The sequence below is a fragment of the Brevibacillus gelatini genome (assembly GCF_003710935.1).
Lineage (GTDB): Bacteria > Bacillota > Bacilli > Brevibacillales > Brevibacillaceae > Brevibacillus > Brevibacillus gelatini.
In genome coordinates this window covers 68,222-82,338 of sequence record NZ_RHHS01000022.1, presented here as the reverse complement: position 1 = coordinate 82,338, position 14,117 = coordinate 68,222, and the positions used below count along the sequence as shown (strand labels likewise).

At 54.3% G+C, this 14,117-nt stretch carries 14 protein-coding genes and 1 other annotated feature; of the genes, 9 read left to right on the top strand and 5 right to left on the bottom strand.

Annotated elements, in window-relative coordinates:
• Nucleotides 1-11 precede the first annotated feature (11 nt).
• Both EDM57_RS10125 and EDM57_RS10120 read right to left on the bottom strand, forming a co-directional pair.
• The gene (locus EDM57_RS10125) at nucleotides 12-1,232 is read right to left on the bottom strand and encodes an MFS transporter (RefSeq protein ID WP_122904648.1); all 1,221 of its coding nucleotides are present in this window, start codon (nucleotides 1,230-1,232) and stop codon (nucleotides 12-14) included.
• 80 nt (nucleotides 1,233-1,312) lie between these two features.
• Nucleotides 1,313-1,876 carry a TetR/AcrR family transcriptional regulator gene (locus EDM57_RS10120; protein ID WP_122904647.1) on the bottom strand — a complete coding sequence of 188 codons (564 nt, stop codon included), beginning with the start codon at nucleotides 1,874-1,876 and terminating at the stop codon, nucleotides 1,313-1,315.
• Between the two features lie 195 nt (nucleotides 1,877-2,071).
• Here EDM57_RS10120 and EDM57_RS10115 point away from each other — a divergent pair, with 195 nt between their 5' ends.
• The 9 genes from EDM57_RS10115 to leuS all read left to right on the top strand — a co-directional run bounded on the left by EDM57_RS10115 (nucleotide 2,072) and on the right by leuS (nucleotide 10,179).
• Nucleotides 2,072-2,596 (top strand): YqeG family HAD IIIA-type phosphatase, encoded by a 525-nt coding sequence (locus tag EDM57_RS10115; protein ID WP_122904646.1) that lies wholly within the window; start codon nucleotides 2,072-2,074, stop codon nucleotides 2,594-2,596.
• Entirely contained in the window at nucleotides 2,593-3,714 is a 1,122-nt protein-coding gene (gene yqeH, locus EDM57_RS10110; protein WP_122904645.1) for a ribosome biogenesis GTPase YqeH, read from the top strand. The genes EDM57_RS10115 and yqeH overlap by 4 nt, the downstream gene beginning before the upstream one ends.
• 83 nt (nucleotides 3,715-3,797) lie before the next feature.
• The gene (locus EDM57_RS10105) at nucleotides 3,798-4,649 is read left to right on the top strand and encodes a shikimate dehydrogenase (RefSeq protein WP_122904644.1); all 852 of its coding nucleotides are present in this window, start codon (nucleotides 3,798-3,800) and stop codon (nucleotides 4,647-4,649) included.
• Nucleotides 4,650-4,686: 37 nt separating this feature from the next.
• Nucleotides 4,687-4,977, top strand: coding sequence for a ribosome assembly RNA-binding protein YhbY (gene yhbY / locus EDM57_RS10100; RefSeq protein WP_122904643.1), 291 nt, complete (start codon nucleotides 4,687-4,689; stop codon nucleotides 4,975-4,977).
• Nucleotides 4,978-4,990: 13 nt separating this feature from the next.
• Nucleotides 4,991-5,584 (top strand): nicotinate-nucleotide adenylyltransferase, encoded by a 594-nt coding sequence (locus tag EDM57_RS10095; protein WP_122904642.1) that lies wholly within the window; start codon nucleotides 4,991-4,993, stop codon nucleotides 5,582-5,584.
• Nucleotides 5,568-6,158, top strand: coding sequence for a bis(5'-nucleosyl)-tetraphosphatase (symmetrical) YqeK (yqeK, locus tag EDM57_RS10090; RefSeq protein WP_122904641.1), 591 nt, complete (start codon nucleotides 5,568-5,570; stop codon nucleotides 6,156-6,158). Before EDM57_RS10095 ends, yqeK begins: the two co-directional genes overlap by 17 nt.
• Entirely contained in the window at nucleotides 6,158-6,514 is a 357-nt protein-coding gene (gene rsfS, locus EDM57_RS10085; protein WP_122904640.1) for a ribosome silencing factor, read from the top strand. The genes yqeK and rsfS overlap by 1 nt, the downstream gene beginning before the upstream one ends.
• Before the next feature lie 5 nt (nucleotides 6,515-6,519).
• Entirely contained in the window at nucleotides 6,520-7,257 is a 738-nt protein-coding gene (locus tag EDM57_RS10080) for a class I SAM-dependent DNA methyltransferase (protein WP_122904639.1), read from the top strand.
• Nucleotides 7,258-7,308: 51 nt separating this feature from the next.
• Nucleotides 7,309-7,550 (top strand) — a binding site (T-box leader).
• A gap of 211 nt (nucleotides 7,551-7,761) precedes the next feature.
• Nucleotides 7,762-10,179 (top strand): leucine--tRNA ligase, encoded by a 2,418-nt coding sequence (gene leuS, locus EDM57_RS10075; protein ID WP_122904638.1) that lies wholly within the window; start codon nucleotides 7,762-7,764, stop codon nucleotides 10,177-10,179.
• 160 nt (nucleotides 10,180-10,339) lie between these two features.
• Here the strand turns inward: leuS and comER are convergent, their stop codons facing one another.
• The 3 genes from comER to asnB form a co-directional block, all read right to left on the bottom strand.
• Nucleotides 10,340-11,173, bottom strand: coding sequence for a late competence protein ComER (gene comER, locus EDM57_RS10070; RefSeq protein WP_122904637.1), 834 nt, complete (start codon nucleotides 11,171-11,173; stop codon nucleotides 10,340-10,342).
• A 70-nt stretch (nucleotides 11,174-11,243) separates the two neighbouring features.
• Nucleotides 11,244-11,999 (bottom strand): helix-hairpin-helix domain-containing protein, encoded by a 756-nt coding sequence (locus tag EDM57_RS10065; protein WP_122904636.1) that lies wholly within the window; start codon nucleotides 11,997-11,999, stop codon nucleotides 11,244-11,246.
• A 123-nt stretch (nucleotides 12,000-12,122) separates the two neighbouring features.
• Nucleotides 12,123-14,048: an asparagine synthase (glutamine-hydrolyzing) gene (gene asnB / locus EDM57_RS10060; protein ID WP_122904635.1), complete on the bottom strand. Its 1,926-nt coding sequence runs from the start codon at nucleotides 14,046-14,048 to the stop codon at nucleotides 12,123-12,125.
• Nucleotides 14,049-14,117: the final 69 nt, after the last annotated feature.

Below are 14,117 nucleotides of genomic sequence, written 5' to 3'. Positions count from 1 at the left end.
TTTGGTTACGATCAAAAAGTGTGTATCTTGCTTTTTTGTGCGGAATACTGCGCGGTCTTGCTCGTTTTCAACTGGATGAACAGCAGGATGCCGAAGCCGAGCACTGCTGCCGCGACGACAAGGATGGCAGAGGACACAGGCAAGAGATCCGTCAAAATTCCGCCAGCCAGCGGCCCTGCGACCATGCCAATTCCGTGGAACATGTTGAACAGAGAGTAAGCTGTTCCATAAGCACCGCTTCCTCCCTGGTCGATGATTCCCCCGAGTGTCGGGAGGGTGGGGGACAGTGTGAAGCCGATGCTTGCACCGACGAGTGCCATCGCGATTCCGGCTTGCCACAGCGAGTTGGCCCAGACCAGGAAAGGCATGAAGACAGCGAGTGCGACGATCCCGACGAACATCAGTGTGTACGGGTTAAACCGGCCGGACAGCGAGCCTGCCACGGGGGCTATCAAACCGTACGCGAGCGTCATCGCCCCGAACAACAGTCCGATCACGGTCGGCGTAATGCTGAGCTTTTGCGTCAAGAAGACTGGCAGTGTCGGCTCCAGCAGGCAGAGCGACACTTCCGCGAGCAGAACGATTCCGGCGATGAACACGACTTGCGGATTGCGCAAAAAATTACCGACTAATAGCTTTTCGCTCGCTGTGCGCGCTCCCTCTTCCTTGAGGAACAAATACACCAGGACGATGTTGAGGACCGTAAAGGCAGCAGCGGCCAGAAATGGCGTCCGGTGATCGCTAATTTCAAACAGCCAGCCGCCAATTGGCGCGCCGAGCAAGGTGCCTGTAGAGACAGCGGTCAGCGCGGTGCCCATGACTGCTCCGCGCATTTTCTGCGGGAACAGGTCGGCCAGCAGGGCGAGAGCTGTCGGCCAGGTTGCAGCCGCGGCAATCCCTTGCACGAAGCGGGCTGTAATCAACAAGGCCATCGTCTCGGAAAAAGCGAACAGCAGGGTCGAAGCCGCAAGTCCGACCAAGCCGAGGAGCAGTACCGTCCGTCTGCCCAAGCGGTCAGAGATCGGCCCGAAAATCGGCGTGGCGAGCAGCATCGCAACCGCATAGCTGCTGAACAGAACGCCCATCATCGTCGAGGAAGGCTGGAGCGTCTCGGAAAAATAGGGAACAATCGGGATCAACAGGCTGTAAAGCAGCATGTCGATAAACAAGATCAGGATCACAAAAAGCAAGCCGATCCGTTGCGGCTTTGTCATTTGCGTGAAAAAGGACATCCTTTACACCTCATTCCATCTTCAACTAAAAAAACTATTTTTGTTTTATTGGTTTTTGCAAAAAAAGGGAATAAAAGGTGTCACCTTTTATCCACTGGCACAAGACCGTACAGAAGGACGTCTACAATTGCCGCCAAAGCTTCCGATACCGTAATCTGGTTTTGCATGTAGAAGCGCTGGTCGAGTGTCGAGTTGACCGCGTCTACAATCAGCTTCATCATCAAAGTGACATTCATGTTGACGATCAGCCCTTCCTTGATGCCTTGCTCGATCAGTCCCCGTAGCGTCAGCCAGTCATCCGAGAGCGCGGAGTTGACGAGTGCCCACTGCTCCGGGTAGTAGCGCTTCATCTGTTCGAGAATGCGCAGGTCGTAAAATTCGTAGTGTGTTGGCAAAATCATCATGACGCCCTTGATTTTTTCGAGGAGGGAAAGACTGTCGTCTTCGACAATTTGCTTTGTTTTTTCGTCGGCCTCGGCAAACGTTTGGGAGATGATGGTTTCGAGAATCTCCACCTTCGAGGAAAAGTGTTCATACAGTGTCCGCTTGCTGATGCCGAGTCGGCGAGCCAGGTCGTCCATGGAAAACTTCATGCCTTTGTCTCTGATCTCCTCGATAAACCCTCTCATAATCCGGTCTTTCATCACAATTGCCCCCTTGCCTGACCACTAAAAAACTAAATAAACAAAAGTAGTTTTCTTGGTGTTACCATTATGGCATAAAGCCGATGTCCAAGGCAAGCGGCAGCTTCTGTTTTTCTTTTGCAACGGAGTGGTCGATTATGGTATAGTAAGTGCCGAAATCGCGGTTGATGGCTGCACATCATTTGGAGGTGCCCCGTGTTTTTAAGCAAGCTGATGCCCAGTCAGTTCGTAGAGTCGATCCATCATATTGATATAGATCAATTGAAACGAAATAAAATTCGCGCCGTGATTACCGATTTGGACAATACGCTCGTGGAATGGGACAGGCCAGAGGCTACTCCGGAAGTAATCAGCTGGCTGGCTCGCCTGCACGACGCAGGGATGAAGGTCACGGTCGTATCCAACAACAACAGGGAGCGCGTCCAGCGCTTCTGCGCGCCGCTTGATCTCGGCTTTATTTGTGCGGCGAGAAAGCCTGCAAACCGCGCTTTTTTGCAAGCGGTTCGGCAAATGAACGTGACGATTGAGGAAACAGTCGTCATCGGCGATCAATTGTTTACCGATGTGCTGGGAGGAAATCGGCTGGGGTTTCACACGATTTTGGTCGTACCGGTGGCCCAGACGGACGGTTTCTGGACGCGCTTTAACCGTCAGATGGAGCGCGTCGCTTTGAGCTGGATGGAAAGGAAAGGAATGGTTTCGTGGAAGAGAAAAGCATGACGGAACAAACAATCGGCACTTGTGCCGGCTGTGGCATCGCGATTCAAACCGAGGATGCGAAAAAGCCCGGTTATGCGCCTGAATCGGCGCTGGGCCGCAAAGTGGTGATCTGCCAGCGCTGCTATCGCATCAAGCATTACAATGAAGTCGCACCCGTGGCAATGGGCGACGACGACTTCCTGAAAATTTTGGACGGCATCGGCTCGACAGAGTCCCTGGTCGTCATGGTCGTCGATATTTTCGACTTCCAGGGCTCCTGGCTCAGAGGCTTGCCGCGTTTTGTCGGCAAAAACCCGATTTTGCTCGTCGGCAACAAGGTGGACCTTTTGCCGCGAAACATCAACCTGAACCGTGTACGCAACTGGATGCAGCACGAAGCGAAGGAGCGCGGCCTGCGTCCGGAAGACATCGTGCTCATCAGCGCGCAAAAAGGGCAGCATATCGATGAGCTGCTCAAACGGATCGGCGAACTGCGCAAAGGACGCGATGTGTACATCGTCGGCGTGACCAACGTCGGCAAATCGACGATGATTAACCGCATCCTGCACGACTACGGAGCGGCAGAGCTGATGATTACGACCTCGCCGTTTCCTGGCACGACCCTCGACAAAATTGAAATTCCGCTGGAAGACGGACGCTCCATTTATGATACGCCAGGCATTATTAACCGCGATCAGATCGGGCATATGATCTCTCCGGCCGATCTGCGGAAAATTACTCCGAAGAGCCGGATCAACTCCAAGGTGTACCAGCTTGAGGACGGACAATCGCTGTTTTTGGGCGGACTTGCCCGCATCGATTTTGTGCGCGGGCCGAAACAGCCGTTCGTCATCTATGTCGACAACGACCTGTACATCCATCGCACGAAGCTGGAGAAGGCGGACGAGGTGCAGCAAAAGCATCACGGCACACTGCTCGTGCCACCTACCGGGGAGGAAGCGGCAAAAGCATTGCCGCCGTTTGTGAAGCATTCGTTCAAGGTCAAGCAGTCGCAATTCTCTACGGATATTGTCATTTCCGGCTTGGGCTGGGTGACACTTCAAGGCAGGTACGAAGCGAACGTCGTCGTTCACGCGCCAAAAGGGGTAAGCGTAGGCATGCGCAGAGGACTGATCTAGCCGTTTGCGGGCGACGTGCATGATGGCGTCCTTTGTTTTGCGCCATATGCTGTAGAGAGAAGCTACGGGGGAGGAAAAGCTCCATGATTACAAGCAAAACACAGTTGGTCGGCCTGTTTGGACATCCGGTATCCCATTCGCAGTCTCCGATGATGCACAATGCCGCTTTTGCCGAGACCGGGCTCGATTTTGCCTACTCGGCTTTCGACGTCGAACCGGAAGCGCTGGAGGACGCGGTAGCGGGGATTCGCGCATTGGGGCTTCGCGGGATTAACGTTACGATCCCGCACAAGGTTGCGATCATGCCGATGCTTGATGAGATTGATCCGCTGGCGAAGCGAATCGGCGCCGTCAATACCGTGGTGAGCAAGGATGGCAGGCTGTTCGGTTACAATACAGATGGCATGGGCTACGTCCGCTCCCTTGTGGAAGAGACGGGAATCGTGCTGGACAAGCAAATTGTCACCATGATGGGCGCGGGCGGTGCTGCCCGTGCCGTTGCGTTTACACTCGCCGAAAAAGGCGTGAAGGAAATCCGCATCATCAATCGTTCGCGGGAAAGAGCCGCCGTGCTCGCCGATCATGTAGGCACAATCGTTCCGACGCGAATCGTCGAGAAGGGCGAAGAAAAAGACGCAATTGCAGACTCTTCGCTTTTGATTAATACGACTTCCATCGGGATGCTGCCTAACGTGCAGGACACCCCGGCGCCAGCCGACTGGCTTCACTCCGGGCTGGTTGTCAGCGACCTGATTTACAACCCGCTGGAGACGAGACTGCTCCGGGAAGCGAAGGCAATCGGAGCGACTGTTCACTCCGGCGTCGGCATGTTTGTAAACCAGGGCGCGCTTGCTTTTGAGCTGTGGACGGGAATCGCTGCACCGACGGAAGTCATGCGCGAGGTCGTCTTGCAGCAACTGACAAAAACAGTCTGATCGATCATGATTGCAGAAATGAAAAGGAGGCATGCCGATGTTGACCGGCAAGCAAAAGCGCTTTTTGCGCGCAGAAGCCCATCATCTCACGCCGATTTTCCAGGTAGGAAAAGGCGGCGTTAACGAAAATATGATTAACCAGATCAAGGAAGCGCTGGAAGTGCGCGAGCTGATTAAAGTCTCGATTTTGCAAAACAACACCGACGACAAGCATGAAGTAGCAGAAGAACTGGTAGCAGGTGCGGGGGCCGAGCTGGTGCAGCTGATCGGCCATACGGTCGTCTTGTACAAAGAGTCCCGGGAGCACAAGACGATCCAGCTGCCGTAAGTGATCGAACGCCATGAAGGACGCACGCAAAAAAGTCGGAATCATGGGCGGCACGTTTGACCCTATCCATTGTGGCCATTTGCTCGCGGCGGAACAGGCCAGAGAGCAGGCCGGACTTGACGAGGTCTGGTTTATGCCGACGTACATTCCGCCGCACAAGAGCCGGGAAGGGCTGACAGAGGCGCACCACCGCCTGAAAATGGTTCAGCTCGCCATCGCCGATCACGAGTCGTTTCGCGTAACGGACATCGAGCTGACCAGAAAAGGCCGCTCATACACGTACGATACGATGGTTCAGCTCACAGAGCAGTTTCCTGATTGTCAGTTTTCTTTTATCATTGGGGGAGATATGGTCAAAATCTTGCCCAAATGGTACCAGTTTTCGCAGCTGATCCGTATGGTACGCTTTATAGGTCTGGCAAGACCGGGGACGGAGCTGGAGCGGGAGACATGCGAGTACGTCACCTTCGTGGAGATGCCGGTCTGGGACATCTCATCCACGTTAATCCGCGAAAAGGCGGCGGCGGGCAAAAGCATCCGCTACCTGGTACCAGATGCTGTCGAGCGTTATATAAAGGAGAACCGAATCTATGAAACTTTTGTCTAATCGGGAGGAACTGCTTGCACGCATTCGGGCGCAAATGCACGAGAAGCGCTACCAGCACACGCTGGGGGTCGCCCAGTCTGCCCGCGAGCTTGCCGAGCGTTACGGCGCTGACCCTGACAAAGCCGAGCTTGCCGGACTTTTGCACGATTACTGCAAATGCTGGCCCGTGGAGAAAATGTTCGAAATTCTCGTTCGCCACGATATGCCGACAGAGCTTTTGGAAGGGGAAAAAGAGCTGTGGCACGCCTTTGCCGGGGCAATCGTCATTCAGTACGACCTGGGCGTGACGGACCCGGATATTTTGCAAGCCGTTCGCTACCATACGACAGGGCGAGCCGGGATGTCCCTGTTAGAAAAAGTCGTTTGTGTGGCAGACTATATTGAACCGAACCGCAGTTTTCCCGGCGTGGAGAAAATTCGCGCGCTGGCCGATAAAGACCTCGATGCAGCCCTGGCCCTTGCTTTGGGCGGCACGATCCAGTTTTTGATAGAAAAGCAGAAGACGGTCTACCCGTTGACGCTTACCGCCTATAACGATCTGGTATCCCGCAAAGGGAAAGAAGGAGGGTTTTGATGGTTAAAACAGTAGAAGAGTTGGCTCGCCTGGTAGTGAAGGCAGCGGAAGACAAAAAGGCCGAAAATCTGAAGGTGCTGGACATCAGCAAGCTTTCCGTGATTGCGGACTACTTCATGATTTGCCACGGAAACAACGAGCGGCAAGTACAGGCGATCGTGCGCGAAATTCGCGATCAGGCCCATAAAAACGGCTTTGATGTCCGCGGCATCGAGGGCGCGGATGAAGGGCGCTGGGTGCTCATCGACCTGGGCGACATCGTGATGCACGTCTTCCACCGCGAAGATCGCGAGTTTTACAACCTGGAGCGCCTGTGGAAGGATGCCGAAGAAGTATCCTTCGCTGCGCAAGGGTAAGACACATGGCGTACACGCACATGGCCGCAGTCTACGACAGGCTGATGGCAGACACCCCCTACGATCAATGGCTGGATTGGGTTGAGCGCACCTGGCAAAAGGGAAAGGCGCCCAAGCGAGTCATTGATCTTGGCTGCGGGACAGGAACAATTGCGATTCCGCTGGCCAAACGGGGCTATCGCGTCACAGGCGTCGATCTGTCAGCCGAGATGCTGGCGATTGCCTACGACAAAATGCGGCAGGAGCAAGTAGAGGTGGCATGGGTCGAGCAGGATATGCGCGAGCTTTCCTTGTCGGAGGCGGACGCGGTCATTTCCTTGTGCGACTCCCTCAGCTACCTGACGGAAGAAGCGGACGTGCAGGAGACATTTCGGCGCGTCTTCGCTCACCTTGCCCCCGGGGGAAGCTTTTTGTTTGACGTGCACAGCCCGTACAAAATGCTGCATATTTTCGGCGACGAGACATTCACCTACGTAGACGATGAGGTTTCGTACATTTGGCAATGTTTTTGCGATCCGCTGCGCCTGGAAGTCGAGCACCAGCTCACCTTTTTCGTCCGCCAGCCAAACGGCTTGTACGAGCGGCTGGAAGAGGAGCATTGGCAGAGAGCCTACCAGCCGGTTCAACTGATGCGTTGGCTGAAAGACGCGGGATTCACGGACATCGCAATTTCGGCAGACTATTCGGATTTGCCGCCGAAGGAAACGAGCGAACGCCTGTTTTTTGCTGCTCGCAAGCCGTAGGGTTTGACACGGTTGGTTTATATTGACTATAATGGCGTTATAACTGCAAATTTCGACGCGCTTAAGAGGAATAGTAGGAATATGCCCCGCGCATACAGAGAGTTGACGGCAGGTGCAAGTCAACCCGGGACGATCTGAACTCGCCTCCCAGCACTTGCCCCGAAGGCCATGTGCACATGGCTGTGTAAGGGCAGGCGGCTCATCCCCGTTACGGATTTCAAGTGGGTGAATGCTTTTGCATTCGCCAATCTGGGTGGTACCGCGGGAAGATAAACAAACCTCTCGTCCCTTTCGTAGAACGGCTGGGGACGTGGGGTTTTTCTTTGTACTGGACCAAAATTGACGGAATCGGATCTGGTATAAGGGCCACAAAGGCTGCGTCAATCGGTTTGCGCAGCCAAGTTTCGGATGCGCTCGAAAAGTAGTTCGCGAACGCAACATACGGCAACAGCTTGGCATAGCCAGGTTTTCATTTTTACCTATTTCAAGATGGGAGTGCTCTACATGGTTTTCAGTCATCGTGAAATTGAAAAAAAGTGGCAACAATACTGGGAGCAAAACAAGACATTCAAAACTTCTGAGGACCCGAACAAGAAAAAGTTTTACGCACTCGATATGTTCCCGTATCCTTCCGGTGCAGGGCTGCACGTCGGACACCCGGAAGGCTATACGGCTACGGATATTTTGTCCCGCATGAAGCGGATGCAAGGGTACAACGTGCTCCATCCAATGGGCTGGGATGCGTTTGGCTTGCCAGCCGAACAGTACGCGCTCGATACGGGGAATGACCCTGCGGAGTTTACGGAGAAAAACATCAACACGTTCCGCCGCCAAATCAAGTCGCTCGGCTTCTCCTACGACTGGGACAGAGAAATCAACACGACCGATCCAAACTACTACAAATGGACCCAGTGGATTTTTACGAAGCTGTATGAGCACGGTCTGGCCTACGTTGACGAAGTAGCCGTGAACTGGTGCCCGGCGCTGGGAACCGTACTGGCCAACGAAGAAGTCATTGACGGCAAAAGCGAGCGCGGCGGCCACCCGGTCGAACGCCGTCCGATGAAACAATGGGTATTGAAAATTACCGCGTATGCGGAAAGACTGCTCGAAGACCTGGAAGAGCTGGACTGGCCGGAGAGCATCAAGGAAATGCAGCGCAACTGGATCGGCCGTTCCGAAGGGGCAGAAGTTACGTTTGCCATTGATGGACACGACGAAACCTTTACTGTCTTCACGACCCGCCCGGATACGCTCTACGGGGCAACCTACACGGTACTCGCTCCCGAGCACAAGCTGGTGCAAAAAATTACGACGCCTGAGCAGAAAGCAGCAGTGGAAGCGTACCTGGAGCAGACCAAGCGCAAAAGCGATCTGGAGCGTACCGACCTGGCGAAGGAAAAGACAGGGGTATTCACAGGTGCCTATGCGATCAACCCGGTAAACGGCGAGCGTCTGCCGATCTGGATCGCCGATTACGTGCTGATTAGCTACGGAACAGGCTCGATCATGGCGGTACCGGCGCACGATGAGCGCGACTACGAGTTCGCCAAAACGTTTGACCTGCCAATCAAAGCGGTCATTGCAGGCGGAGACATCTCCAAGGAAGCGTACACAGGCGACGGAGAGCACATCAACTCCGGCATGCTCGACGGCCTGAACAAGGAACAGGCAATCAACAAAATGATCGAATGGCTGGAAGCAGAAGGAAAAGGACAGCGCAAAGTGACCTACCGTCTGCGCGACTGGCTGTTCAGCCGTCAACGCTACTGGGGCGAGCCAATTCCGATCCTGCATCTGGAAGACGGCACGATGAAAACCGTACCGGAGTCCGAATTGCCGATCATGCTGCCAAAAACAAAAGAAATCAAGCCGTCCGGCACAGGCGAATCGCCACTGGCCAACATCACCGACTGGCTGAACACCGTCGATCCGGAAACAGGCATGAAAGCGCGTCGTGAAACCAACACCATGCCGCAATGGGCGGGCAGCTGCTGGTACTTCCTGCGCTTTATCGATCCGCACAACGACAAAGCGTTGGCCGATCCGGAAAAGCTGAAAGAATGGCTGCCAGTCGACATCTACATCGGTGGTGCGGAGCACGCCGTATTGCACCTGCTCTACGCCCGCTTCTGGCACAAATTCCTGTACGACATCGGCGTCGTGCCAACGAAGGAACCGTTCCAGAAGCTGTTTAACCAAGGCATGATCCTTGGTGAAAACAACGAAAAAATGAGCAAATCCAAAGGCAACGTCGTCAATCCGGACGATATTATCGACAGCCATGGTGCAGACACACTTCGCCTGTACGAAATGTTCATGGGGCCGCTGGACGCATCCATCGCCTGGTCGACAAAAGGTCTCGATGGCGCGCGCCGCTTCCTGGACCGCGTATACCGCCTGTTCGTGCAGGACAATGGCGAGCTGAACCCGAAAATCGTCGATACGACAAAACCGAACAGCATGGAGCGCGTCTACCATCAAACCGTGAAAAAAGTGACGGAAGACTACGAGGGCCTGCGTTTCAACACAGGTATCTCCCAACTGATGGTATTCGTCAACGAAGCGTACAAAGCTGACGTCCTGCCGAAAAAATACATGGAAGACTTCGTGAAAATGCTCTCCCCGATCGCTCCGCACTTGGGTGAAGAGCTGTGGGAAAAGCTCGGCCACAAGGAAACAATCGCGTACGAGCCATGGCCAACTTACGATGAATCGAAGCTGGTCGACGACGAAGTGGAAATCGTCATCCAGATCAACGGCAAAAACAAGGAAAAGGCACTGATCGCCTCCGACGCGACCAAGGAACAAATGGAGGAGCTGGCTCTTGCCAACGAGCAGATCAAAGAACTGATCGAAGGCAAGTCAATCGTCAAAATCATCGCCGTTCCTGGCAAACTGGTTAACATTGTGGTTCGATAGTCGGGTCAGAGACACGGGGTCGCCAATTGATCCCCACCAACACGTCGTTATCGGCTGAAGGCGAGCGTAGGTGAGGGGAAAGCAAAAAGGAGTGGAGCCTGTTCGTAGGGAACAGGTTTCCGCTCCTTTTTGCTATGTTTGCGTTTTGGTGGCCCCGCTGCTACAGCGGCTGTTCGTTCAAATAACGGTCAAGCAACTCCTGATCCTCGGCAAACTTCGCGCGCGTGCGCCGGAAAACTTCCCTAAAAATGCCGGGTACCTTGTCTTGCAAAGGAATCAGTCCTTCGCCGGTAATTCCTCCGGGGACGCAGACACGCTGCTGCAGGGAGGGGAGCGTGAATTTTTCCTGGCGCAACAGATCCGCTACGCCGATCAGCATCTGCGCGGTCAAGTACGTAGCCGCTTCTGTGGAGATGCCCGTCTCTTCCGCGGCATCCTGAATCATTTGCTGCAAAATATAGCTCAAAAAAGCAGGGCCGCAGCTGGCAATATCGGAAGTGATGCGCAAGAAAGGCTCGGTAATCTCGACAGGCGTGCTGATGTGGGCAAACAGATTGCGGATAAAATCGCGCTGTTCCTCATCGACCCTCTCGCCGAATTCGCAGAGGCTGACGCCGCTTTGCGCTGCGTTGGTAATGCTGGGGACGACCCGGGCGATCGCGCAGGGCACTTTTGACTCCAGATACTCCAGCTTGATCGGGCTGGTGATGGTGATGAGAAGCTGTTTGGACGTCAGGACAGGAGCGAGCTGCTCCAGCAACACACTGTACTCCAGCGGCTTGACACACAGCAGAATGATGTTGGCTTCTCGGGCCAAATCCACATTGCTATGAGCGACCGCCAGCCCGCCAAGCCGCTTCGCGAGCTGTTCGGCTTTTTCCATCGTGCGGTTGCTGATAATGATCTGGCTGGGAGACAGCGCTTTGGCGGACAGCAATGATTCAACCAAGATACTGCCCATGCTGCCCGTGCCAATAAACCCGATCTTATCCATGGGCATACCTCCCTCGATATTCTCTCCCCATTCTATGTGAAAACATGGGCAAACATGACCGCACGTTGCTTTATTGTGCAACGAGCTGGTCTTTGATCCGCTCGAACATCTTCGCCCCGATCCCCGGAACCTTTTTCAGTTCGTCGGCAGAGCGGAAGCGGCCGACCTGGGAGCGGTATTCCAAAATCGCTTTTGCCCGCGCTTCTCCGATTCCCGGCAAGCCCATCAACTCCTCGATGGTCGCTGCGTTGAGATTGAGTGGCCTGGCTTTTGGGACAGCAGCAGCCCCCGCAGCACGGATCCCGCTCGCGGGCACAGTTGAGAGGGGAGGGGCGCCAACGGCCGTGTCAGACCCGCCAGCCGTGCTGCCTTTTGCCGGAACCAGGAGCGCAGTCCCATCCACCAAAGGCTCGGCCAGATTGACCTGATCGAGGTCCGCTTCTGGCAAGGCGCCGCCAGCCTTTTCAATGGCGTCCGCTACGCGCATGCCCGGCGCAAAGCGGTATAGTCCCGGTTTCCTCACCTTGCCTTTTATATCGACGTAGAGAGGGGGAGGGGCTGTTTCGTGGGCGGCTTGCGTCTGCGTTTTCTCACGAACTTCGGCAGGCTGGGCATTGGCTGCCTTCTGATTTTGCGACGTGGCCGTGTCCTCTCCCGGGTTCTCTGTATTTCTCCCTTCCTCCGCGTAAACAGAAGAAGCGAGTGGCACGCCCACGATTTCCGTCTGCGGCTCCGCCTGGTAGAGCCAAAAGCTGACAGCCACAAACAAGATCGCTGCCACGAGCAGAACCGGGCGTCGATACCGTTCCCACCAATCCAACAGCATAGCAAAAGACCCTCCCTTACCTCGCGTCTGCTTGTGAAATAGAGTAATAGCATTCTCTAGTCACAATCTACGAAAAGTAAAAGAGGGTCTGCAAATATTTTTGCGTAGGCACGCTACCGGCTTTTAGCCGATATGCTGCAGCGAATTTTTCTTGCGGCGAATGTCTACATTCGGGCTGACGTACGGATCGAACGTATATTTTTGCTCGATAAAAATTTGGTGCCACAACATGAAGATGAGGATCGTCCAGATTTTGCGACTATAGTCGGCATTTCCTTCGCGGTGCTCGTCAAGCATGTAGAGCACGTAGGCCTTATTAATCAGATCGTCGACCTTCGATTCAAAAATAATCTCTTTTGCCCATTTGTAAAATTCGTTTTTCAGCCAATGACGGGTCGGAACCGGGAAGCCAAGCTTTTTCTTCGACTTGATTTCCGGCGGCAGGAAGTCTTTCATCGCTTCGCGCAGCACGTGCTTGGTCGTGCCGTTGGCGATTTTGTACTTCGTCGGAATGGTCGCGGCGAACTCGAACACTTTCAGGTCGATGAACGGAACGCGCAGCTCCAGCGAGTTTGCCATCGTCATTTTGTCGGCTTTCATCAAAATGTTTCCGCGCAGCCACGTGTGAATGTCCAAATACTGCATCTTGGTCACGTCATCGTACTCGGAAGCGCGCTTGTAAATCTCTTCTGTGATCGTAAACGGCGAGACGTACGATTCGGAACGGGCGATGTCGTCCATCACGACGCGTCTTTTCATCTCTTCGCTAAAGATCAGGGCGTTGCCGAAAAAGCGCTGTTCCACTGTTTTCGAGCCGCGGATCAGGAAGTTTTTCCCCTTTACCTGATCGGGCAGGCGCTGGGCCATGTAGCCGATCGACTGGCGCATCCAGGCAGGCATGCCGGAAAACATTCTGAGTGAGCTAGGCTCCCGGTAGATGTTGTATCCGCCAAAAAACTCATCGGCACCCTCGCCGGACAAGACGACAGTGACGTGTTCGCTTGCCATTTGCGCGACGAAGTAGAGCAGGATAGCGGAAGGGTCCGCTACCGGTTCGTCCTGGTGCCAGATGAGGCGCGGCAGTTCATTCATGTACTGCTGGGCGTTGACGACCCGCTCGAAGTGCTCTGTGCCCAAGAAGGCAGCCGTCCGCTTCGCGAAGTCCAACTCGCTGTAGCCAGGGATGTCCGAGCCGACGGAAAAAGTTTTCACAGGCTCGAAGGTGCGCAGCATGGCGACGATGCTGCTGGAGTCAACACCGCTGGACAGGAAAGCGCCGCGCGGAACCTCGCTGATGCGGTGCTTGTCGACGGATTCGAGCATCACGCTGCGGGTCCCTTCCACGAAGTAGGAAAACGGCTTGCTTTCGTCTGGCTTGAACTCCACATCCCAGTAACGCTCCAGCTTGATCTGGTCGTTTTCGATGATGAACGAATGCGCTGGCGGGATGCGGTATATGCCTTTATACATCGTCTCGGGATCAGGAACGTATTGGAACGTCAAATAGTGATAAAAACCGGTGTGGTTCACCTCGCGCTTGAAGCCGGGCAGCTCCAGAAGGCTTTTGATTTCGCTTGCGACGCCGATGGAATCACTCGTTTCCACATAGTAAAGCGGTTTGATTCCGAAATGGTCGCGCGCGCCAAACAGCCGTTTTTTGCGCGAGTCGTAAATGGTAAAGCCGAACATCCCGCGCAAGTGCTTGGGTGCGTCCGTTCCGACTTCTTCGTAGAGGTGAAGGATGGTTTCAATATCAGAATCGGTATGGAATACGTGGCCGCTGTCTTTTAGCCACTGTTGCAATTCCTTGTAGTTGTACACTTCTCCGTTGCCAATAATCCAGATGTCACGCGTTTCGTTAAACAGCGGTTGGTGCCCGCCTTCCACGTCAATGATGCTTAAACGACGAAAGCCCAGGGCGATGTTGTCTTCGAGATGAAAACCATCGTCATCTGGACCGCGGTGCAGGATGACACCAGTCATCGCGCTGATCGTTTCTTGCTTAACCGGCATTTGCCGCTTGTTGTAGAGTGTTACGATTCCACACATATGAAATGACTCTTCCTCTCACTGGATTGCTCCTGCTAACTCTATCACGTATCGCAAGCTGGCGCAATC